The organism is Streptococcus sp. 27098_8_86 (assembly GCF_041432595.1).
In the GTDB taxonomy this organism is placed as follows: Bacteria; Bacillota; Bacilli; order Lactobacillales; family Streptococcaceae; genus Streptococcus; species Streptococcus pneumoniae_F.
The window spans coordinates 25231-44507 of the sequence record NZ_JAPVZW010000001.1; the positions used below are offsets into that span (position 1 = coordinate 25231).

Sequence of the window (19277 nt, forward strand, 5' to 3'; positions counted from 1 at the left end):
CATGGCTCAATCACTTAACAAAACAGTGCTCCTCAATACGACAGGCACCTCCTACCTCTCTATAGCTGGGAAAGTTGGGAAATTTCTTGTCGGAGATCAGGCTTTAGAATTTTACCCAGATGTCAATGTTGAACAATTTATCCAGATTCCTTGGAGTCATATCAACCAGATTGGGGCCAATGTCACTGGTCGCAAAATCAGTCGCCACTTCGAAGTCTTTACAGACAGAGGAAAATTCCTCTTTGCTTCAAAAGACTCAGGTGCCATCCTCAAAATTGCTCGCGAAAAACTGGGCAACGACAAGGTCGTCAAGCTTCCGACTCTGATTCAGACCATTGGTCAAAAATTTAAAAATCTATTTGCAAAAAAGTAGAAACTTTAGTATAATCATAGCAACGGATAAGTAGGTTATCTTCTTCTTTCAGAAAGTCTGCGGATGCTGCGAGCAGATAGGAGGGATAGGTGAAATTCTACCGTTAGTAACAATTGCATACACAATCAAGTGCACACCTGTGAAGTTGGATGGAACCGTGGCCCTGCCACTCCAACGCTTTGTCAGGTGTGCTTTTTTCATAAAGGAGTTCTTATGTTAGATATCAAACGTATTCGTACAGACTTTGATGCTGTCGCAGAAAAATTGGCTACACGTGGTGTAGATGCTGCTGTCTTGAATGAAATGAAAGAAATCGATGCTAAACGTCGTGACATCTTGGTCAAGGTTGAAACTCTCAAGGCTGAACGTAACACAGTTTCAGCTGAGATTGCCCAAGCTAAGCGCAACAAGGAAAATGCAGATGACAAGATTGCTGCCATGCAAACTCTATCTGCTGAGGTCAAAGCCTTGGATGCTGAATTGGCCGAAATCGATGCTAAATTGACAGAATTTACCACTACTCTTCCAAATATTCCAGCTGACAGTGTTCCTGTTGGGGCTGACGAAGATGACAATGTGGAAGTTCGTCGTTGGGGCACTCCACGCGAGTTCGATTTCGAGCCAAAAGCTCACTGGGATCTTGGTGAAGAGCTTGGTATCCTTGACTGGGAACGTGGTGGTAAGGTAACAGGCGCTCGTTTCCTCTTCTATAAAGGTCTCGGTGCTCGTTTGGAACGTGCCATCTACAACTTTATGTTGGATGAGCATGGGAAAGAAGGCTATACTGAAGTCATCACACCTTACATGGTTAACCACGATTCTATGTTTGGTACGGGTCAATATCCAAAATTCAAAGAAGATACTTTTGAACTCAGCGACAGCAATTACGTCCTTATTCCTACAGCTGAAGTTCCTCTAACAAACTACTACCGTGATGAAATCCTTGACGGTAAAGACCTGCCAATCTACTTCACTGCTATGAGTCCTTCATTCCGTTCTGAGGCTGGTTCTGCTGGTCGTGATACTCGTGGCTTGATTCGTTTGCACCAATTCCACAAGGTTGAAATGGTTAAATTTGCCAAGCCAGAAGAATCTTACGAAGAATTGGAAAAAATGACTGCCAACGCTGAAAATATCCTTCAAAAACTCAACCTTCCATACCGTGTCGTTGCGCTCTCTACAGGAGATATGGGCTTCTCAGCTGCGAAAACTTACGACTTGGAAGTTTGGATTCCAGCGCAAAATACCTACCGTGAAATCTCAAGCTGTTCAAACACAGAAGATTTCCAAGCCCGTCGTGCCCAAATCCGTTACCGTGATGAAGCAGATGGTAAGGTGAAACTCCTTCACACCTTGAACGGGTCTGGACTTGCAGTTGGACGTACAGTGGCTGCTATTCTTGAAAACTATCAAAATGAAGATGGTTCTGTAACCATCCCAGAAGCACTTCGTCCATACATGGGTGGCGCTGAAGTTATCAAACCATAAAAATAAGGTTTAGCTATTGTTAGCTAGACCTTTTTTCGTAACCAAATCAGATAAGCGCCTAATACAAAGAATAAAATAGTTAGGCATATAACTGTTTCAGCCATTACCAGATAATCTAAAAATGGAAGTTTCAAGATTCCTTGAGCCATCTTGAGCGAAGTAGCTGTAATAATGGTTGGAAAAGTGAGGGCTGAAAAAGCTGGTTGAAAGCCTTGTTTTAAAATATTGGGCAGACGAGTTAAAACAAAGAAAAAGAAGGATTGAGATGCAAAAATCATTACGATCAAGAGCCAAGTCGGTAGGCTGACTCCTCCAACTCGAACCAAGGAAGCTAAGAGCAGAGAGAAAGGAGCACAGTAGATTCCTTCCTGTCCAAGCATGGCTACAGGGAGTGGATGTTTCTTTAAATCGCTATAAATAAGGGGATAGAGATAGAAGGTCAAGAGAAAACCAAAACTCAATGTCGCATAGGCAATTTCAATGATGCCTACAAGAGGATAGGTCAAGGCTGCTACTGCTATCCCCACATAGAGAACCGTCCAGCTAGGAGTCGCATGAACCCTCCGACCCGGATAAGCAAACTTGATGGTGAAACCAGCAATCAAGGCTACATCCAAGAGAAATGAAAACCACCAGAGCCCTTGCGCTACCAAAGGAAGATGAGGGAAGACGCGAAAAACATAGGTAGATAAAATCATCCCAGCCATGGGAAAGGTCGCCATTCCTGACAAAAGAGGGGGCTTGGTCAATTCTTGCTTTGTTTCTTTCCAATTAAAGAGATGAAGAAGCAGAAAGTAAATCCACAAAACCAAACCTGCTAGACTCAACAGATGGGACAGAACCGGCAACGTATCTAAAATAAGATTTCCAGCTCCTGCTAAACCTAGCAAACATCCAGAAAATACCAAGGGGAGTTTTTTCATTCTAACCTCCAATAATCATGTTAGTTTCAGTATAGCATAAAAGCGCTTAAATGAGGGGATAAAAAATGAAGTCCGATTATTTCAGACTTCATTTTACTCAGATATGAATTAAGCATAAGGTTGCAATTCTGGATTAATTGGTGTATTGGCTAGGTTATTGGCATAGTTACAGAGGCTTGCTAGGCTGACACCAAGAACCACATCCAAGGCATTTTGTTGGGTGTAACCAGCTTCTAGAAACTCAGATAGGGCTTCATCTCCTACACGACCCCTGGTATTGATAACTGCCAAGGTAAACTTAGCTAGGGTGTCCAGTTTAGGATCTGTTTCAATTGGAGTCCGATTGCGAAGGGCTTGAAGAAGGTCATCGTTCATCTGGATTTGTTTGATTGAAAAGGCTGTGTGACCTGCGACGCAGAAGGCACAACCATTGGTCACAGCTGCCGTGATTTGCACCACTTCACGCTCAACGGGTGTCAGGCTGTTGCGACGGTTGATAGCTCCGACAGTACGGTAAGCCTCTAAAGCAGTGGGTGCATTAGCCAAGAGACCGATTAGGTTAGGAATATAGCCATTGTTATCTTTTTCTACTGTTTCAAGAACTTCTTTCACTTCTGCTGGTGCTGATTCGACTGTATGGATGGTAAATGTTGTCATTATAAAACCTCTTTTCATGTTGTTGAAACCTAGTCTATCACAGATTCTATACCGTGTATAATATATATTTTAAATTGCACTGATAGAAATTTTTTATGAAAGCAAAAAATCACACGCGATGTGTGATTTCATTATTTGTCAAAATACTTTTTAGTCTCAGCAAGAACGACTGGTGATAAGACTAAGAGGGCAATCAAGTTTGGCAGAGCCATCAAAGCGTTGACAATATCTGCGATAATCCAAACCATATCCAACTCGATAAATCCTCCCAACAAGACCATGAGTACAAAGACCACTCGATAGAGCCAGATAAAGCGAACGCCAAAGAGAAACTCAAAACAGCGTTCACCGTAGTAGTTCCAACCTAGAATCGTTGTAAATGCAAAGAGCACAAGGAAGATGGTCAAAAGGGCAGGTCCAAAGTGTGAAAAGACTGTTGAGAAGGCTGACTGAGTCAAGGCAACCCCATTTAAGTCACCACTCCAAACACCAGTCACCAAGATGGTCAAACCAGTCAGAGTACAGATAATGAGGGTGTCAATAAAGGTTCCTGTCATGGAAATCAAGCCTTGCTCTACCGGTTCATTTGTCTTAGCCGCAGCCGCTGCAATGGGAGCCGAACCCAAACCAGATTCGTTTGAGAACACACCACGCGCCACACCATTTTGAATAGCCATCCGAATGCTAGCACCGGCAAATCCACCTACCGCAGCAACCGGACTAAAAGCGGATGTCAAGATTAAAGCGATTGTAGAAGGAATTTTTCCAATATTAAAGAAAATAACTGTAAGAGTTCCCAAAATATAAATAATAGCCATAAAAGGAACAACAGTAGTTGAAACCTTTGAAATGGACTTGAGTCCGCCAAAAACGGCAATCGCTACTAATACAGACAAAACGAGAGCCGTGATAGCTGGCGAAATAGTCGTTGTATTTTGGATAGATTCTGTAATCGAGTTGACTTGGGTGAAGGTTCCGATTCCTAATAAAGCTACTAGCACACCTGCCAGGGCAAAGAAGATAGCAAGTGGTCGCCACTTTTCTCCCATCCCTAGAAGGATATAGTGCATGGGACCTCCCGCTACTGCACCATGGTCGTCCTTTGTGCGATATTTAATCGCCAAGAGTCCTTCCGCATACTTGGTAGCCATCCCAAAGAAAGCAGCCATCCACATCCAAAAGAGGGCTCCTGGTCCACCGACCTTGATAGCCGTCGCCACCCCGATAATATTTCCCGTACCAACTGTCGCTGCTAGGGCTGTACACAAGGCCGCAAAGCTGGATACATCGCCATGCCCCTTGTCCTTAGTAAAAATAAGCTGGAAAGCCTTGGGCAGACGAAAAACCTGCAAAAGTCCTAGACGAGCAGTTAGGTAAATTCCTGTTCCGACCAATAAAATCAAAAGAGGTGGGCCCCAAGCAAAAGCATCGATTGATTTAAGCAATTCTAACATTTCCTTCTCCTATCTTTTCAACCCCAAAAGAAAGAGCACATGCAAGATACATGTACTCTGGAATGCTTAGATAAATGCTAAAAAGCGGTCTATCCTAGCTCTGTCCTTTTACCTGAGAGTTTGAGCAGTTACCTGCCTTGCCCCTTCGGTGCCTTTACGGTCTCTCCAGAGTTCCGTCCATTTACAGTCATGAAAAATCAAACGATTTACCACTTCTATTAAACTTCATTCGGTGTTGGTATTTAATTGATTCTTATTTTACAAAAAATGTTGGCTTTTGTCAATGTGTTTTAGAAAATTCTTATTTGACTTTGTAGAAGAAGGATTGATCATTCCCATGTGCGTGAGGTGCTTGGTGAATAATCATTCGGTCTCTACTAGTATCAGATGCATCTTCTACAAAATTTGGCTCAGTAACTGTCGGAATAACCACTCCAGCAGGAATCATATCGAGTTGCGCCCTAATAGTTGGAGCTTTATAACTTGTAATTATATATCCATCTTTAAAAACAGCATCATTGATATCCACATAAAATTCTGCTGGTTCTATTAAGCCATTTTTACTAAAAACTAGATCCTGTCCCCCATTTCCTGTACTCCATCTTCCCTCAATACTAGAAAAATCTCCATTTTTGATGGCGTTTATATCCATTTTCCCTGAAGCTGTTTTGGTAGTTGAAGATGCTGTTGCAGCTGTCCCCTTGTCTGAATTACTTCCTCCAGGAAGTTTATCTGAAACTGACTTCCAACTTAGGGTTTCTAGAGAAATGGGCGAACCGACACCAAGATCTGCTAACTCTTGAGCTTCCTTAACTTTTACCAAAGACTGTCCATCCTCACTAAATTGGTAGTAAGCATAAATATGACTCGTTGCCGAACTAGATCCACGATAGAGCAGAGAATTGTCTGGCAGGATACCGACTGTCATTCTCTCACCAATCTGGTCTAAACGATTTTCTTGATTGGTCAGACGGATCACCTTTCCATCTTTCAAAGTACGAATATCAAGTAAACTCTTTTCGCCGCTCTTCATTTCAAGAGCAAGCAAGAGTTCATCCACTCCGTCGTTATTCAAATCTGTCTTGTGGTAAACCACATCTGTGTAAAAACCTTGAGAAGACTTTACTTGACTAGCTAGGGGATTGACATCCATACCAGTCGGCAAGGTGCCTTTAGCTACTTTTTCATAGTCATCCAAAACCTTATTGTAGTAACTGCAATCTATCTCTGGACTTGCCGCAGATGTATCTGATGTTGAATAAGATGGTGTTTCCGCGCTTTTGTTCCATGGTAGATACTGACAGCCTCCCAAAACCAGTGTCAGTAAAAGCGTTGTGACTAATAAAAACTTTTTCATATTACTCCTTTATCTAAGAGAAAGGAATCAGCATGTGCCAATTCCTTTCGGTATTTTTATTTTATCAAAATGTTACCTATCCGAAAATTATTTTCCGTTTCTATTTATTTGTTATAGGTCATCTCTCACAAGCTATAATTCTAGCGAATCCATTTACCTGATGCATCTACACGATAACCATCTGGCGTGCGTTCATTCACAGCCATCTTACCATTTGATTTAAGATAGTAATTACCTGACCAAGCATTTTGAACATAATTTCCATTCACATTGATAAAGTAGTAACTATTGTAATGAACATCAAAAACCCAATTGTTAATGACTTTTTTACCATTTTGGTAGTATGAGTTACCTGACCAACCAGTTTGAATTTTAGGTATTGGTGTTGGTGTCGATTTCTCTTGTTTTGGTGTTTCAGGTTTATTGGACGTTTCTAGAGGATTGACATATTTTTCATTCTTAACAGTGAATGTCGCTTATATACCGCTGAAAATATGTAAAGTTTTAGAAGTTAGTTCATCTTCACTATAAAATTTTAGATAATATTCTCCATCAGGTACACTTGAAAAAGTTGTAGAATCTTGTACAGTACGGGGTACAGGCGCAGCATCAAATCTTCTTCCTAAAGCTTCTTTTTTAGCTTTTTTCCAGTATTTTTATTTATAAGATCTGCTCGTATATACGCATATGAGCTACCAGGTACACTTTGAACAGTCATATCAACATAGATTTTTTCATTTTCTGAACCTGGAGTAATCTTAGATTTTACCTCATGATTCTCGGTACGAGTAATTTCAGCACGCACTGTTTGTGCTGAAAAAGGTAGAACTCCTGCTGTGTCTACAAGAGAGACAAGACCAAGTGTTGCAGCCGCTAGACTAGTCACTAAAACTGTTTTTGACTTCATCATCAACAATCTCCTTTAAATTTTTATTGTTTACGGTTACAGTAAGGGGTGGACTCTACTATATTTATGAAAAGAGTATCTGTGTTTATCTTTTATTTGATTAGCAAATGAAATTGTTTTATGAAAAAGAAATATACTTAGGCTTTTCTATAGTCATTAGAATAAAGACTTTCTATTTTATCATTTCCACTTACTTGTCAAATATGCCTTTTCTCCAATTGTCCAGTTTTGTTCATAAGGATCCACTGACCATTTTGTTGCCAGCAAAAAAAACGGAAACTTACTATAACCAATTTGAGCTTCTACTAGATCAGCGGTCGTATTGTACCTTCTATCTCGTTTCCACTTACCAATTTTTTGACTTCTATTCCTATTCCAGATAAAAAGTTCCTCTGGCAGTGCATAAATTCTAACGTCATGAGAACTCCCTCTCATCACAGGATAAAGGTACTGATGCAACTGATATTCACATCGCTTATTTAATAACCAATATCCTAGAATCATATAGAAGGGATTTATCTTTTCAAGAGGTAAGATAATTGGCAAAGGTAAAACATTACTCAAATCCACTGGTTTTGTAAGATACATTAACCATAACAATACTGATGAAAAATAAACCATAAATGTATGTAGTGGTATTCTATTCAAAACAATCATATAGAATTTGTAATTCTTTATCTGTATCAAACAGCGTCTTACATTAATACTGCCCACAATTATTTTATATAGAAAAATCACAAAGAATATTGGTGAAATATATACAAAAACTAAGAAAGATGTTAAAACGATAAACTCAGCTATTCCAATAACAGCTGGATATTGAACTTTATATGTTTCAAAATCCTTTAATACAATGAACCATGGAGCGATAAAATACAAGCACGAGAATATTAGTAAAGCAATTTTTAAATAGAAAATATTCAAGAATTGACTTAATTTTAAAATGTTTGTTCTCATATAACTTCCAGCTCTCCTATCCATCCAATTTATCATTTCTTAAAACCATGACAACCTTCAAGCACCCCCCTATATTTGTTTAATAATTTGTAGATAAACATTAATCTGAACTGATTAAAATAATTTCTAATACTTACTTAGAAATATTTTACTGGATTGTATAAGTCCTAGTAAATTCAATTCGGCTCATATTATTCTTGATATATAATTCATATAAAAAATCTATAACATCAAATACTTTACTATTTTTACATAATTTAACGTTTCAAAAGTAAATTAAATGTCTGCCGAATCATCTGTCCACCAATTGTATCCCTAAACTTATCCTCCCTAGATAACTCATCTAACATCTCTTCTAGACTAACAGCCTTAATCTGACCTGGCCAAAAGACATTATCCAATCTACCTGCACCCTTATAGGTCGGCATCAAGACAACACGTGTTTCCAAACGATAATATTTTAGTAAATTTGCAAATTTATGGGAAAAGCTTTCTTCTGCATAAGACATGTTAGGGGACATTTTTTTAGGTCTGCCTATTTGAGCTCCTGTAGCACTATCTATAGTGTACAATAAACCATCCGCTTCTCTATAAATCACATTTCCTGAAGCATAAAATTTTAAATCTACTAACCAAATTGTAGATCCAGAAACAATAACACAATCAATATCTGCATCCACCCTTTCATCTTCTAAATTGAGATTATGAACAGACCAAAAGGTAACTAGTTTTTCTAAAAGCCCTTTTTTTTGTAATGCTTTAGCAAAATTGATTTCACCCTCTTGACCAAGATTAACAGCAGATTCATCGAATCCTGATTTATTCAATCCTTTTCCAGGTTCTCCAAACATCAATTCATGCTGATAAAGTTGATAAGTCTTAAGTTTTTGTGGTTCAAATCCCGTCATTTTACCATTATGAGTTGCCTTGGAAATACTGGGAAGTTCACTATTTTTAGGTGTGGAAGGAGTAGGTGGTTCTGAAGAAACCTTAGCATTCTGTCTTCTGCCCCAAAGAAATCCTAATATAAAATATAGTATGTTTCTGCGATGCTTAAAAAAGCGCAACAATTTCTCCACCTCCTAAAAAATACCTTATTTAGCAATAGTCACTTTACTTGGTCTAAGAACCCTGTTATTTAACAAATATCCTTTTTGTAATACTTCAACAATATTATTTTCACTTTGTTCATCAGTAACTGCTACTGTATTAACAACCTCATGCATACTTGGGTCAATCATACCACTATTATCAATAACTTGTAATCCATTCAATGAAAGAATTTGCAGAAGTTCTTCAGCAATTGAAGTAAGCAAATCTGATTTTTCCTCAGATGATTCAATACGATCAATAACTTGAAGAATCTGTTTCATAAAAGGAGCAAATTTCTCACCCTTATCTAAATCCTGTCTATAGATTAAATATTGCTTCAGTTCTTCAATCAGACTATTTTTTGCTTTATCTTCTAATAAACGGCGTGTAATTAAAGATTCAATATCTTCAACTTTATCTACGATATACGAAACTTTTTCATGCAATACTTCTTCACTCATAAAAACTTTATCCTTTCTTTCTTCTATTTATTTGCCATCCTTTAGGGTAATTGTAATACAAGACAATATTTGATAACAATGCCAAACTTAATGCGTTACTAATCCAAAAGCTATGTACAAACTTATCAAAGAAACCACTCAAAAACCAATTGGCTGCAAAAACCAAGATGAACATGAGACATCCCATACCTTGTGAATGGCGTGTTGTGGCATAATTGATATAATTTTTATTTTCAATAAATTCATTGTAAAAATCATTATCTATAATTTTATTTTCAATCCCTAAACTTTGTGCCTTAGCCAAGTAAGCCTCTGCAATTCGAACACGCGCCTTATTATCTAGAACTGCTTCATTCTCATATTTTGTTCGATCAATATATTTTCTAAAGAAAGCCTCAACGTCTGTATCAGGTGCTTTTTTCATACGCTCTATCGTGATATCTAATAACAACTTAAAATACTCTTGCTGGAAATCTTTATTGTTACCATAGCGTTCGTTTAAGGTATCTAAATAATTCTCACACTCATCTTCAGATTTCAAAAATAGAATACCTGCATAATGTAATTTATGCTCTAGTGAATCTGAAACATCTACTAATTTTCTTGCAAAATTATAGGCTTCCTCATTATCTCCAATTTCTCTATAAGAGCATGATAAAAGGTAATAAATATATTCTTCATTATTTTTATTTTCTTCTAAATAATGATCGTACAGATATCGAACATCTTTTACTACCTGTTTATACTGTTCGAATAAAAATAGTGATCTCCCCTTTTTCAAAAGATAAAAGGAATCATTAGATAGTTCAAAAGCTTCCTGATAATACTGAATTGCAAACTTCTGCTGATTCTGTTCACAATAAACATCACCTAACAAGGATAAGATATCTGCATTTTTAGGTCTCAACCTATTAGCTTCACTGATAGCTAATTCTGCATCCGATAACTTTCTATCTTCAAGGCTAATCATAGCCTTGAAATACCAAACATCTGCATCATTTCGATTTATTTTTAAGGCTTCTTCAATGTAGGAATAAGCTAATGACTTCTTTCCTGAATAGAAGGCTTGCCTAGCTGAATCAAGATAACTTGTATTTGAATGATTAGTTGGAGTCGAATCAGGGACTCCTTCAGAACTTTGTTTAGAATTTTCTAATTCCCTATCATATTTTTGTCTGGTTTCTTCACTTTCAAATACTTTTTCTGCCTGTGCAAAGACTTCCATCTTTCTCTCAGCCATTGATCTTTGATCAATATTTGGTGAGCCTGTCAACTGGCGATAGCGTCTTCTATTTGACTTGATACTTTTCTTAACATCATCTAATGAACTTGTTTCTGAAATCCCTAACTCTTCATAATAGTTTATGACCGTCATTGTGTCCCTCCCCTAATCAATAGTTAAATCTTTTATTTTACGACTAGCTACTTCTACAGCACTTTTATCGAGATTTGCTTGTCTCTCTACTTCAAAAGTCCCTAATAAGTGATTATCCGAATCATGTACCTCTACAAAAACTGTTTGATCGACATCATAATGATAAGTTACCTTCAAAACCGTTCCTGCTGGCCAGTCACCTGGTAATTTAATGGTACTCTCTCCTATAACCGTAACAAATTGCGGATCCTCGTCATCCCCTTGAGTAACCTCTACTAACACATTTTGTTGATTATCTGCAACCGTTGAAAAATACTCAGAATACTTGTTTGGTACCTTAGAATTTTTAGGAATAATAATTGTATTTCTTTGCACACCATTCGAAAGAGCCAGAGTTCCCAAGGCTTGAGAAGTGACATCCGAAACAACTAACTTTTCTGCTAATCCACGAACTGTTTCACTAACATCTGCACTTTCTGATTTACTAGCGATTTCCAATGCTGCCTGAATAGCTGCTCCTTGTGCTACAGCTTCATCTGGATTAATAGAATATACAATCTTCTTCCCAATTTTCTCTTCCAATTTTCTTTGTACCATTGGCATTCGAGTTGAACCACCTATTAATAGTACTTGGTCAATTTCATCCCATGACATTCCAGATTCTTCAACAACATCATCTAACAGCTCCTCTGTACGATTCATTAGACTTTTTGTTGCTTCTTCAAATTCTACACGTGTTATCGGAATTTTATAACTTTTTCCTTTATAGTCGAGAAAGACATTTGTTTTTTCTACAGTTGTTAGCCCTCTCTTTGTATTCTCTGATTTTTCACGAAGTAAGGCAGTAAAATGTTCATCCGTATAAATATCCTCTGCTCCCTGTTCTTCCATCTTTTCAGCAATAATCATTGATAAAGCGTTATCAAAATCAAACCCTCCTAGATTACGATCTCCATCGGTAGCAATAACATCAAACTCGCCATCTTTTATTTTCATTAATGTGACATCAAAAGTTCCGCCACCTAAATCGTATACCAATACTGTCTCATTTTTTTCTGCTGATATACCGTATGCAAGTGCAGCGGCTGTCGGTTCATTTAAAACTCGTAAAACATTAAGTCCAGCAATTTCTCCAGCATGTTTCGTTGCTGTTCTACGGGCATCATCAAAATAAGCTGGAACAGTTATTACAACATCCTCTACTTTGTCACCAAGTGCATTTTCTGCTCCTTCTTTTAATCTTTTTAAAATGATTGCTGAAATTTCCTCTGCTGTATAAACAGTATCACTAGGAGAATCAAACTTCCAGTTTGGATTTCCCATCTGTCTTTTGACATACTGTACAACTGCTTCAGGTCTACTTGCTGCCAAATTTTTAGCTTGAATACCAACAAGTGGTTCATCTTTCCCATCAAAATCCTGAAAGAATACAACAGATGGGGTTAAATTTTCACCATCTTGATTCAATAAAATTTGTGGTTGTCCAGTCTCTGATAATACAGATACTGCTGAATAAGTCGTTCCTAAATCAATTCCAATTGCTTTGCTCATATTTCACTCCTAATCATTATTTGATTTAAACTGTGTTAGTACCTCTGTTAAAAACTCACAGTATTGTAATTCTGCATCAATCTTGCTCTGATTTTTCCCTAAAGCTCTAAGACCGCTAACTGTTAAGTTACTAAGTTGAGCTCCTAATTTCTGACCCAATGACAAGTCCGATTGTCTAATTGCTTCTCTGAATCTTTTATTATCTTCTGATATATAGTATTTTTTTAATTGTTTACTCTCACCTAAAGTATCTATAGTCAGAAGTTGTACTGATCCTTGGTTTTTTAAACGAAAACAAAACTTTACATAGTCTTTCTGATGATCTGGGTGCGAAATAACTAGACATTCTTCAATCTCTTTATTGAACAAACCGCCGAGTTTTATTTGTTCTTCATCAATTTGACAAGGAAGATCAAACTCTTTTGCTTTCTCAACAATTTTTGTCTTGCAATATTCTAAATCCAATCTTGGATTGTTCTCATCGGAATAATATCTCCATTCATCTATATAACTTTTCAATTCTTTGTATTTAATCATCAACAATCTCCTTTTTAATCTTATTGTTTACGGTTACAGTATAGCATGCTTTTTACCTTATTTACGAAAAGCGTATTTATATTTACCTTTATTAAACAATTACCCCCCCCCCCCCCCGAAAAAACGTAACTATAATTACTTTTTTCTTAAAATCACCTTAAAAATTGGTAGAATTATGATAGAATAGAAAAAAGGACTCGAGGAGCTTTAGGATGCAAGATGAAAGTATTTATGGATTAGTATATAAGGCCATTCGTGAGGAGAGAGGGTTTACTCAGAAGGAAGCTGCTGGCACAACGGTGACTCCACATTTTTTACGTCAGTTTGAGCAAGGGAAATCTCGAATAACCATTCAAAAATTTGAAGAGATTCTTTCTAATATTGGAATTGATAAAGAGACCTTTGATAGTCTCAAAACGCAGATGTTTCCAACGGAATTTCATAAATTACAGGCTCAAGTTGCTGATTTGGCCTATAAGCGTGAATTTAAAAAGATCATTAGTTTGATTAATCAACCCATGGAAAATCCTGGGATCGCTGAACACTATGTGATTGCCAATCGTGTAGTCAATAAATTTGCTATCGCAAACATCATCGGAGATTCTTTTCTGACTCCAAAAGATTATCAAGAACTAGAATATATAAAAAACTATCTTAGTGAATTGGACGATTGGAATAAAATTGAGGTGAATATCTTTTCATCTATCCTGCCTCACTTTTCAATTGAATTTTTAGACTACAGACTCTACCATTTATTAGACACTCTAAAAAAACAGACAGAGTACCATTCAATCCGTACTGCTGACTACTACATTGCCTGCTTAAGAACTGCTATCAAGCATTACTCTATTAATGGCTACTATGATAAAGCTGAAAATCTAGCGTTGAAGACCTTGGAAGTGATTAATACTTTCCCTCTACTGAGTACCAAGATGACAGAGATGATTAGCATTTCCATGGAACGTGCTAATAATTTTCTCAGACAAGACGATGTCAGAGGTCTAGAACTTGCTAAGCATATCTTTGCTAGTCTTGATAACTTTGAAAAAATCTATCCAAATCAACTTCTGACTCGAATGAGAGAGGATTTCTTTGTCTCTGTCACACAGCTCAATCACACTGGACAACCTCTAGACATCTAACCTAGAAAATAAAAAAGCTTGAGGAACAATATATTTCCTCAGGCTTTTCTTATCCTTTAAATGTCACAATAGTCGCACCACTGCCTCCAGCATTTTGTGGGGCATAGCCGAAACTCTTGACATGCTTGTTTCTTTGTAGGTATTTGGTGACACCTTCACGGATGACACCTGTTCCGATACCATGGATGATATCTACTTGAGCCATATTATTAAGCAAGGCTTGGTCGATAAAGGCATCTAGCTCATTCATGGCCTCTTCATAGCGCTTGCCTCGAAGGTCCAGTCTGGCTTGTGGGCCACGACCAGAAGTTCGTTTCACGACATTGACCTGTTTCTTCTTGACTTGCTTTTCTTGCTGGGCTTGAACGAGGTCAAATTCTTTCTCTTCTAAAGTCATCTTAATCAATCCGACTTGGGCTTCCCAGCGACCATCCTTGAGTTGACTGGTCAAGGTACCTCGCTGACCATAGCTGAGCACCACAATATCATCTCCCACCTTTGAAGCTCGTTTTTTCTTAGCCTTTTGAAGAACCTTATTTTTTGACAAATCTACTTTTTCAGGAGCCAATTTTTTCAACTTGGCCTTGGCTTCAATGATTTCGTGAGGCTTGAGTTGAGATTTACTGTGGAGATTTTTAAGAATCTGGTCACTCTCACTTAGGGCCATGTCCACAATCTCAGCAGCCTGTTCACGCGCCTTGTTAAGTTCTGTTTCCTTTTCACGATTAAGCTCATTGTAGAGTTTTTTGAGAGCACGATTCATCTTGAGATTTTCTTGCTCCACCTCACGGATATTGTCCAAGCGTTTACGACTTTCCAGCGTCTGCTCTTCCAGTTGCTCAATAATCCGATTGACATCATTGTCCTGATCAACCTGCTGACTGGCATCCCCTACGATAACTTCAGATAGGCCTAGACGTTTAGCAATTTCAAAAGCATTGCTTCGACCAGGAACACCCTGCATAAAGCGATAGGTCGGGCGTAGAGTTGCAGTATCAAACTCCATGCTGGCATTTTGCACAAAGGCTGTCTCAATACCGTAGGCCTTGAGTTCTGGATAGTGGGTCGTCGCCATAGTCTTGACCTGACGCAGGCGAAGATCCTCCAGAATAGCCATGGCAAGGGCTGCTCCCTCTTGGGGATCTGTACCAGCCCCCAACTCATCCAAGAGTAAGAGTGAATGTTGGTTGACCTTGCCAAGAATATCCACAATATTGGTCATGTGGCTAGAGAAGGTAGACAAGCTCTGTTCAATAGACTGTTCATCGCCAATATCAGCAAAGATTTCTTCAAAAACACCAACACGACTTCCCTTATCTGCTAAAATAGGTAAGCCTGACTGGGCCATGACCTGTGTCAAACCGAGAGTTTTGAGCATGATGGTCTTCCCACCTGTATTGGGACCTGTAATGACAATGGCTGTTAAATCTTGGCCAAAATGGACATCATTTGCGACGGCATTTTTGACCAGAGGATGACAGACATGGAGCAGTTGAATCTCTTGGTTTTCTGATAGCTGAGGAACAACTGCTTGTCTTTCTTGGATAAAGCGGACCTTGGCACGAATCAAGTCCAGATGGCCGATAATCCAAGCATCATTGGCAATTTCAGCCGCATGAGGACGGACACGTTCAGAAATTTCTTGGAGAATGCGAAGCATTTCATAGCGCTCATCTGCTCGTAAACTGGCAATTTCTTCGCTCAGTTTGACCACCTCACGGGGTTCGATATAGACGGTATTTCCACTAGCAGAAATATCATGAACGACACCTGCAATTTTATTGCGGTAGGTGTTTTTGACTGGTAAAACCTGACGGCCATTTCTACTGGCAACAATCTCTTCTGTCAACATCTGTGCTTTTTGCTTAAGCAGGTCCTGTAAAACATCGCGCACCTGACTCTCGCTATCATGGATTTTTCGACGGATGCGCGCTAATTCTTCACTGGCAAAATTTTCAATGAAACCTGCATCATTAAAGGCCTGGAGACTTCCTTGTATTTGCGGAAAATCATGCAATTTCTCAAACCAGAGAGCTAATTCTTCCAAGCTAACATTTTCCAGATTGGAGTAAAAACTTTGCAATTCTCGGCTAGCAAGAAGCACGCGCTTCAAGAGTAGGAACTCCTCGATATTGAGATCCGCTCCCATCTCCAACCGCTTGCAGACTACTGCAATTTCCTTAGTTGCAAGAATGGTAAAATGCGGTTGCTCGACAAAGAGAGCCTGCATTTCCTTCATCTCAGCAAAAGCCTGTTTGATTTTATCCGCTTTAGCAGTCGGAGCCAGCTGTCTCAACTGCTCCAACCCCTGCTCGGTCAACAAATGGGGTTCAAACAAGGCCTTGACCTTATTGAACTCTAATGTTTCTAATATTTTCTTGTTCATCTTTATTTCCTTGTCTTTGAATGTCTAGGTGTGGTAGCTTTTTACATTCTGATAGATTCGAGTCAATCTGTAAACAAAGGGCTAGGAAAACTCCTGCCCTTTTTATCCGATTAAATTTGTCACCCAAATTTGTTTGAGCCAACTGGTTGTTACCGGTATGCTCTGGATGATGTGTTTTGCGACGATACTCTTTTCAAGAGGATTTTGTATAGCTGCCATGGGAATGGTTGCTAGTATGGTCAAGGCCATTTGCAAGACAAATAAGGTCACCAACATGGACAAGATCCCTGCTGAAACTTGGAACAACTTACCACCCAGTTTTTTACTAGGAATCAAGTGTAAGAGGAGACCAAGCAAACGACCAATGCTATAGACAATCCCAAATACAAGCAAGTAGCCGATCCCTGCGTAAAAGACCTTATCCAACTGAAAGAGTTGATCCGATGGGAAAAAGAAAGTTCCCTGACCTTCCTGTGGATTTGCATAAGGGAGCAGCAAATGAAATTGCTCTCCAAGCCCCTTATAAAACTGGCCAGCCACAAAAGCCGATGCCATGGCTGAAATCAGGTAATACACCTGTAAGAGCAGGCCTCTACGATAGCCGATATAAAATCCCCAAGCCAAGACCAATAGAAGAAGGAGTGAAATCATAAGGAATCCTCAATCTTGCTCTGTTCTTGCTTGCAAGTCACAAGCTTGTGGCGCAATTCTTCTAATTCTTGCTCCTTATCATCAAATTCAATCTCACGGCTGAGTTGAGTCGATAAACAGTTGACTGCCAACAAAAGAGCGATTGTTTCATCATCTGCACTAGGCATTTGTTCTTTAATTGCTTGGTATTTTTCTGTCGCAACCTTGGCGATTTCCTCCATAAAAAGGTTATCATGTTCGCTCGTCAAGGTTAATGATTTTTTCCCGAATGTAAATTTGAATCGATTTAGATTTGCCATAAAATTCACCTCACGATATTATACCAAAATTCGCTAATTTTGTCAGTTTTTACAAATTTGCCTGCTTTTGTGGTACAATAGAAACTATGGCAAGTATAACACTCACACCAAGCGAAAAGGAGATTCAGGCTTTTCTTGAACACTATCAAACCAGTCTGGCTCCCAGCAAGAATCCCTATATTCGCTACTTTTTACGACTACCTCAAGCAACGGTTTCTATCTATACTTCTGGAAAGGTCTTGCTTCAGGGTGAAGGGGCCGAGAAATATGCTAGTTTCTTTGGATATCAAGTTGTAGAGGAAACTAGCGGACAAAATCTCCCTTTGATTGGGACAGATGAAGTAGGGAATGGTTCCTACTTTGGTGGGCTTGCAGTTGTGGCTTCCTTTGTCACACCTGACCAGCATGCCTTCTTGCGAAAACTCGGTGTGGGAGATTCTAAGACTCTGACCGACCAAAAGATTCGTCAGATTGCCCCTATCCTCAAGGAAAAAATCCAACACCAGGCACTTCTTCTCTCACCAAGCAAGTACAACGAGGTCATCGGAGACCGCTACAATGCTGTTTCTGTTAAAGTAGCCCTCCATAATCAGGCTATCTATCTCCTTCTTCAAAAAGGCATTCAGCCTGAGAAAATTGTGATTGATGCCTTTACCAGTGCTAAAAATTATGACAAGTACTTGGCACAAGAGGCCAATCGTTTCAGCAATCCTATTAGCTTAGAAGAAAAGGCTGAGGGCAAATACTTGGCTGTCGCAGTTTCTTCTATCATTGCGCGTGATCTCTTTCTAGAAAATCTTGAAAATCTGGGACGAGAGCTGGGCTATCAACTTCCAAGTGGAGCTGGAACGGCTTCTGATAAGGTGGCTAACCAGATTTTGCAAGCCTATGGTATGCAAGGACTCAATTTCTGCGCCAAATTGCACTTTAAAAATACTGAAAAAGCGAAAAAACGCTTAGAAGGGTAAGTTATGAATTCATTTAAACATTTCTTAAAAGAGTGGGGATTGTTCCTCCTAATTCTGTCATTACTAGCTTTAAGTCGTATCTTTTTTTGGAGTAATGTCCGCGTAGAAGGACATTCCATGGATCCTACCCTAGCGGATGGCGAAATTCTCTTTGTCGTTAAGCACCTCCCTATTGACCGTTTTGATATCGTGGTAGCCCATGAGGAAGACGGTAATAAGGACATTGTCAAACGTGTCATCGGAATGCCTGGCGACACCATTCGTTACGAAAATGATAAACTTTACATCAATGACAAAGAGACGGACGAACCTTATCTAGCTGACTACATCAAACGCTTTAAGGATGACAAACTCCAAAGCACCTACTCAGGCAAGGGATTTGAAGGAAATAAAGGAACTTTCTTTAGAAGTATTGCTGAAAAAGCCCAAGCCTTCACAGTTGATGTCAACTATAATACCAACTTTAGCTTTACTGTCCCAGAAGGAGAATACCTTCTCCTCGGAGACGACCGCTTAGTTTCGAGCGACAGCCGCCATGTAGGTACTTTCAAAGCAAAAGATATCACAGGGGAAGCTAAATTCCGCTTCTGGCCAATCACCCGTATCGGAACATTTTAAGAGACCTAAGAGGCCGAGAATCAAAAATCTCAGCCTCTTCTTCTATCGTGAGAAGTGATAGTTTATTGACTATAATAAAAA

At 38.9% G+C, this 19277-nt stretch carries 20 protein-coding genes and 1 riboswitch; of the genes, 5 read left to right on the plus strand and 15 right to left on the minus strand.

Annotated features, from left to right (window positions below; all coding sequences use genetic code 11):
• Position 1: 1 nt before the first annotated feature.
• Both O3616_RS00125 and serS read left to right on the plus strand, forming a co-directional pair.
• Positions 2-373, plus strand: coding sequence for a DUF956 family protein (locus O3616_RS00125; protein WP_000079349.1), 372 nt, complete (start codon positions 2-4; stop codon positions 371-373).
• A gap of 213 nt (positions 374-586) precedes the next feature.
• Complete coding sequence (gene serS, locus O3616_RS00130) at positions 587-1861, plus strand: serine--tRNA ligase (protein ID WP_371637762.1); 1275 nt, start codon at positions 587-589, stop codon at positions 1859-1861.
• 23 nt (positions 1862-1884) lie between these two features.
• Here the strand turns inward: serS and O3616_RS00135 are convergent, their stop codons facing one another.
• The 12 genes from O3616_RS00135 to O3616_RS00190 form a co-directional block, all read right to left on the minus strand.
• Entirely contained in the window at positions 1885-2784 is a 900-nt protein-coding gene (locus O3616_RS00135) for a TDT family transporter (RefSeq protein WP_371637763.1), read from the minus strand.
• A gap of 108 nt (positions 2785-2892) precedes the next feature.
• Positions 2893-3441: a carboxymuconolactone decarboxylase family protein gene (locus O3616_RS00140; protein WP_371637764.1), complete on the minus strand. Its 549-nt coding sequence runs from the start codon at positions 3439-3441 to the stop codon at positions 2893-2895.
• A gap of 131 nt (positions 3442-3572) precedes the next feature.
• Positions 3573-4895: an alanine/glycine:cation symporter family protein gene (locus tag O3616_RS00145; protein ID WP_371637765.1), complete on the minus strand. Its 1323-nt coding sequence runs from the start codon at positions 4893-4895 to the stop codon at positions 3573-3575.
• 90 nt (positions 4896-4985) lie between these two features.
• Positions 4986-5074, minus strand: a riboswitch (glycine riboswitch).
• A 122-nt stretch (positions 5075-5196) separates the two neighbouring features.
• On the minus strand, positions 5197-6252 hold the full coding sequence (locus tag O3616_RS00150) for a DUF6287 domain-containing protein (protein ID WP_201058413.1): 1056 nt from the start codon (positions 6250-6252) through the stop codon (positions 5197-5199).
• A gap of 140 nt (positions 6253-6392) precedes the next feature.
• A complete protein-coding gene (locus O3616_RS00155; RefSeq protein WP_236253688.1) occupies positions 6393-6521 on the minus strand; it encodes a hypothetical protein in 129 nt (42 codons plus the stop codon).
• Between the two features lie 353 nt (positions 6522-6874).
• The gene (locus O3616_RS00160) at positions 6875-7162 is read right to left on the minus strand and encodes a hypothetical protein (protein ID WP_049487018.1); all 288 of its coding nucleotides are present in this window, start codon (positions 7160-7162) and stop codon (positions 6875-6877) included.
• Positions 7163-7339: 177 nt separating this feature from the next.
• The gene (locus O3616_RS00165; protein WP_049487017.1) at positions 7340-8116 is read right to left on the minus strand and encodes a hypothetical protein; all 777 of its coding nucleotides are present in this window, start codon (positions 8114-8116) and stop codon (positions 7340-7342) included.
• A 257-nt stretch (positions 8117-8373) separates the two neighbouring features.
• A complete protein-coding gene (locus tag O3616_RS00170; protein WP_239664903.1) occupies positions 8374-9183 on the minus strand; it encodes a nuclease-related domain-containing protein in 810 nt (269 codons plus the stop codon).
• Between the two features lie 27 nt (positions 9184-9210).
• On the minus strand, positions 9211-9669 hold the full coding sequence (locus O3616_RS00175) for a nucleotide exchange factor GrpE (protein ID WP_001288306.1): 459 nt from the start codon (positions 9667-9669) through the stop codon (positions 9211-9213).
• Positions 9670-9676: 7 nt separating this feature from the next.
• Positions 9677-11044, minus strand: coding sequence for a molecular chaperone DnaJ (locus tag O3616_RS00180; protein ID WP_371637766.1), 1368 nt, complete (start codon positions 11042-11044; stop codon positions 9677-9679).
• Between the two features lie 12 nt (positions 11045-11056).
• A complete protein-coding gene (locus tag O3616_RS00185; RefSeq protein WP_261059251.1) occupies positions 11057-12595 on the minus strand; it encodes an Hsp70 family protein in 1539 nt (512 codons plus the stop codon).
• A 9-nt stretch (positions 12596-12604) separates the two neighbouring features.
• Positions 12605-13132 carry a hypothetical protein gene (locus O3616_RS00190; RefSeq protein WP_261059252.1) on the minus strand — a complete coding sequence of 176 codons (528 nt, stop codon included), beginning with the start codon at positions 13130-13132 and terminating at the stop codon, positions 12605-12607.
• A 212-nt stretch (positions 13133-13344) separates the two neighbouring features.
• Between O3616_RS00190 and O3616_RS00195 the strand changes: the two genes are divergently transcribed.
• Entirely contained in the window at positions 13345-14274 is a 930-nt protein-coding gene (locus tag O3616_RS00195; RefSeq protein WP_261058585.1) for a helix-turn-helix transcriptional regulator, read from the plus strand.
• Between the two features lie 49 nt (positions 14275-14323).
• Here O3616_RS00195 and O3616_RS00200 read toward each other — a convergent pair whose 3' ends face one another.
• The 3 genes from O3616_RS00200 to zapA all read right to left on the minus strand — a co-directional run bounded on the left by O3616_RS00200 (position 14324) and on the right by zapA (position 17610).
• The gene (locus tag O3616_RS00200; protein WP_371637767.1) at positions 14324-16660 is read right to left on the minus strand and encodes an endonuclease MutS2; all 2337 of its coding nucleotides are present in this window, start codon (positions 16658-16660) and stop codon (positions 14324-14326) included.
• A gap of 102 nt (positions 16661-16762) precedes the next feature.
• Entirely contained in the window at positions 16763-17311 is a 549-nt protein-coding gene (locus tag O3616_RS00205; RefSeq protein WP_000624513.1) for a CvpA family protein, read from the minus strand.
• Positions 17308-17610: a cell division protein ZapA gene (zapA, locus tag O3616_RS00210; RefSeq protein ID WP_000002019.1), complete on the minus strand. Its 303-nt coding sequence runs from the start codon at positions 17608-17610 to the stop codon at positions 17308-17310. The genes O3616_RS00205 and zapA overlap by 4 nt, the downstream gene beginning before the upstream one ends.
• Before the next feature lie 86 nt (positions 17611-17696).
• On the opposite strand from zapA, the gene rnhC reads away from it, so the two are divergent.
• Both rnhC and lepB read left to right on the plus strand, forming a co-directional pair.
• Positions 17697-18578, plus strand: a complete 882-nt coding sequence (rnhC, locus tag O3616_RS00215; RefSeq protein WP_371637768.1) for a ribonuclease HIII — start codon at positions 17697-17699, stop codon at positions 18576-18578.
• Between the two features lie 3 nt (positions 18579-18581).
• A complete protein-coding gene (gene lepB, locus O3616_RS00220) occupies positions 18582-19196 on the plus strand; it encodes a signal peptidase I (protein WP_033689324.1) in 615 nt (204 codons plus the stop codon).
• The last annotated feature ends 81 nt before the right edge of the window (positions 19197-19277 follow it).

Excerpts from the sequence above, each read along its gene's own strand:
- O3616_RS00125 (WP_000079349.1), top strand. The coding sequence starts at position 2 with ATGGCTCAATCACTTAACAAAACAGTGCTCCTCAATACGACAGGCACC.
- serS (WP_371637762.1), top strand. The coding sequence starts at position 587 with ATGTTAGATATCAAACGTATTCGTACAGACTTTGATGCTGTCGCAGAA.
- O3616_RS00135 (WP_371637763.1), bottom strand. The coding sequence starts at position 2,784 with ATGAAAAAACTCCCCTTGGTATTTTCTGGATGTTTGCTAGGTTTAGCA.
- O3616_RS00140 (WP_371637764.1), bottom strand. The coding sequence starts at position 3,441 with ATGACAACATTTACCATCCATACAGTCGAATCAGCACCAGCAGAAGTG.
- O3616_RS00145 (WP_371637765.1), bottom strand. The coding sequence starts at position 4,895 with ATGTTAGAATTGCTTAAATCAATCGATGCTTTTGCTTGGGGCCCACCT.
- O3616_RS00150 (WP_201058413.1), bottom strand. The coding sequence starts at position 6,252 with ATGAAAAAGTTTTTATTAGTCACAACGCTTTTACTGACACTGGTTTTG.
- O3616_RS00160 (WP_049487018.1), bottom strand. The coding sequence starts at position 7,162 with ATGATGAAGTCAAAAACAGTTTTAGTGACTAGTCTAGCGGCTGCAACA.
- O3616_RS00165 (WP_049487017.1), bottom strand. The coding sequence starts at position 8,116 with ATGAGAACAAACATTTTAAAATTAAGTCAATTCTTGAATATTTTCTAT.
- O3616_RS00175 (WP_001288306.1), bottom strand. The coding sequence starts at position 9,669 with ATGAGTGAAGAAGTATTGCATGAAAAAGTTTCGTATATCGTAGATAAA.
- O3616_RS00180 (WP_371637766.1), bottom strand. The coding sequence starts at position 11,044 with ATGACGGTCATAAACTATTATGAAGAGTTAGGGATTTCAGAAACAAGT.
- O3616_RS00185 (WP_261059251.1), bottom strand. The coding sequence starts at position 12,595 with ATGAGCAAAGCAATTGGAATTGATTTAGGAACGACTTATTCAGCAGTA.
- O3616_RS00190 (WP_261059252.1), bottom strand. The coding sequence starts at position 13,132 with ATGATTAAATACAAAGAATTGAAAAGTTATATAGATGAATGGAGATAT.
- O3616_RS00195 (WP_261058585.1), top strand. The coding sequence starts at position 13,345 with ATGCAAGATGAAAGTATTTATGGATTAGTATATAAGGCCATTCGTGAG.
- O3616_RS00200 (WP_371637767.1), bottom strand. The coding sequence starts at position 16,660 with ATGAACAAGAAAATATTAGAAACATTAGAGTTCAATAAGGTCAAGGCC.
- O3616_RS00205 (WP_000624513.1), bottom strand. The coding sequence starts at position 17,311 with ATGATTTCACTCCTTCTTCTATTGGTCTTGGCTTGGGGATTTTATATC.
- zapA (WP_000002019.1), bottom strand. The coding sequence starts at position 17,610 with ATGGCAAATCTAAATCGATTCAAATTTACATTCGGGAAAAAATCATTA.
- rnhC (WP_371637768.1), top strand. The coding sequence starts at position 17,697 with ATGGCAAGTATAACACTCACACCAAGCGAAAAGGAGATTCAGGCTTTT.
- lepB (WP_033689324.1), top strand. The coding sequence starts at position 18,582 with ATGAATTCATTTAAACATTTCTTAAAAGAGTGGGGATTGTTCCTCCTA.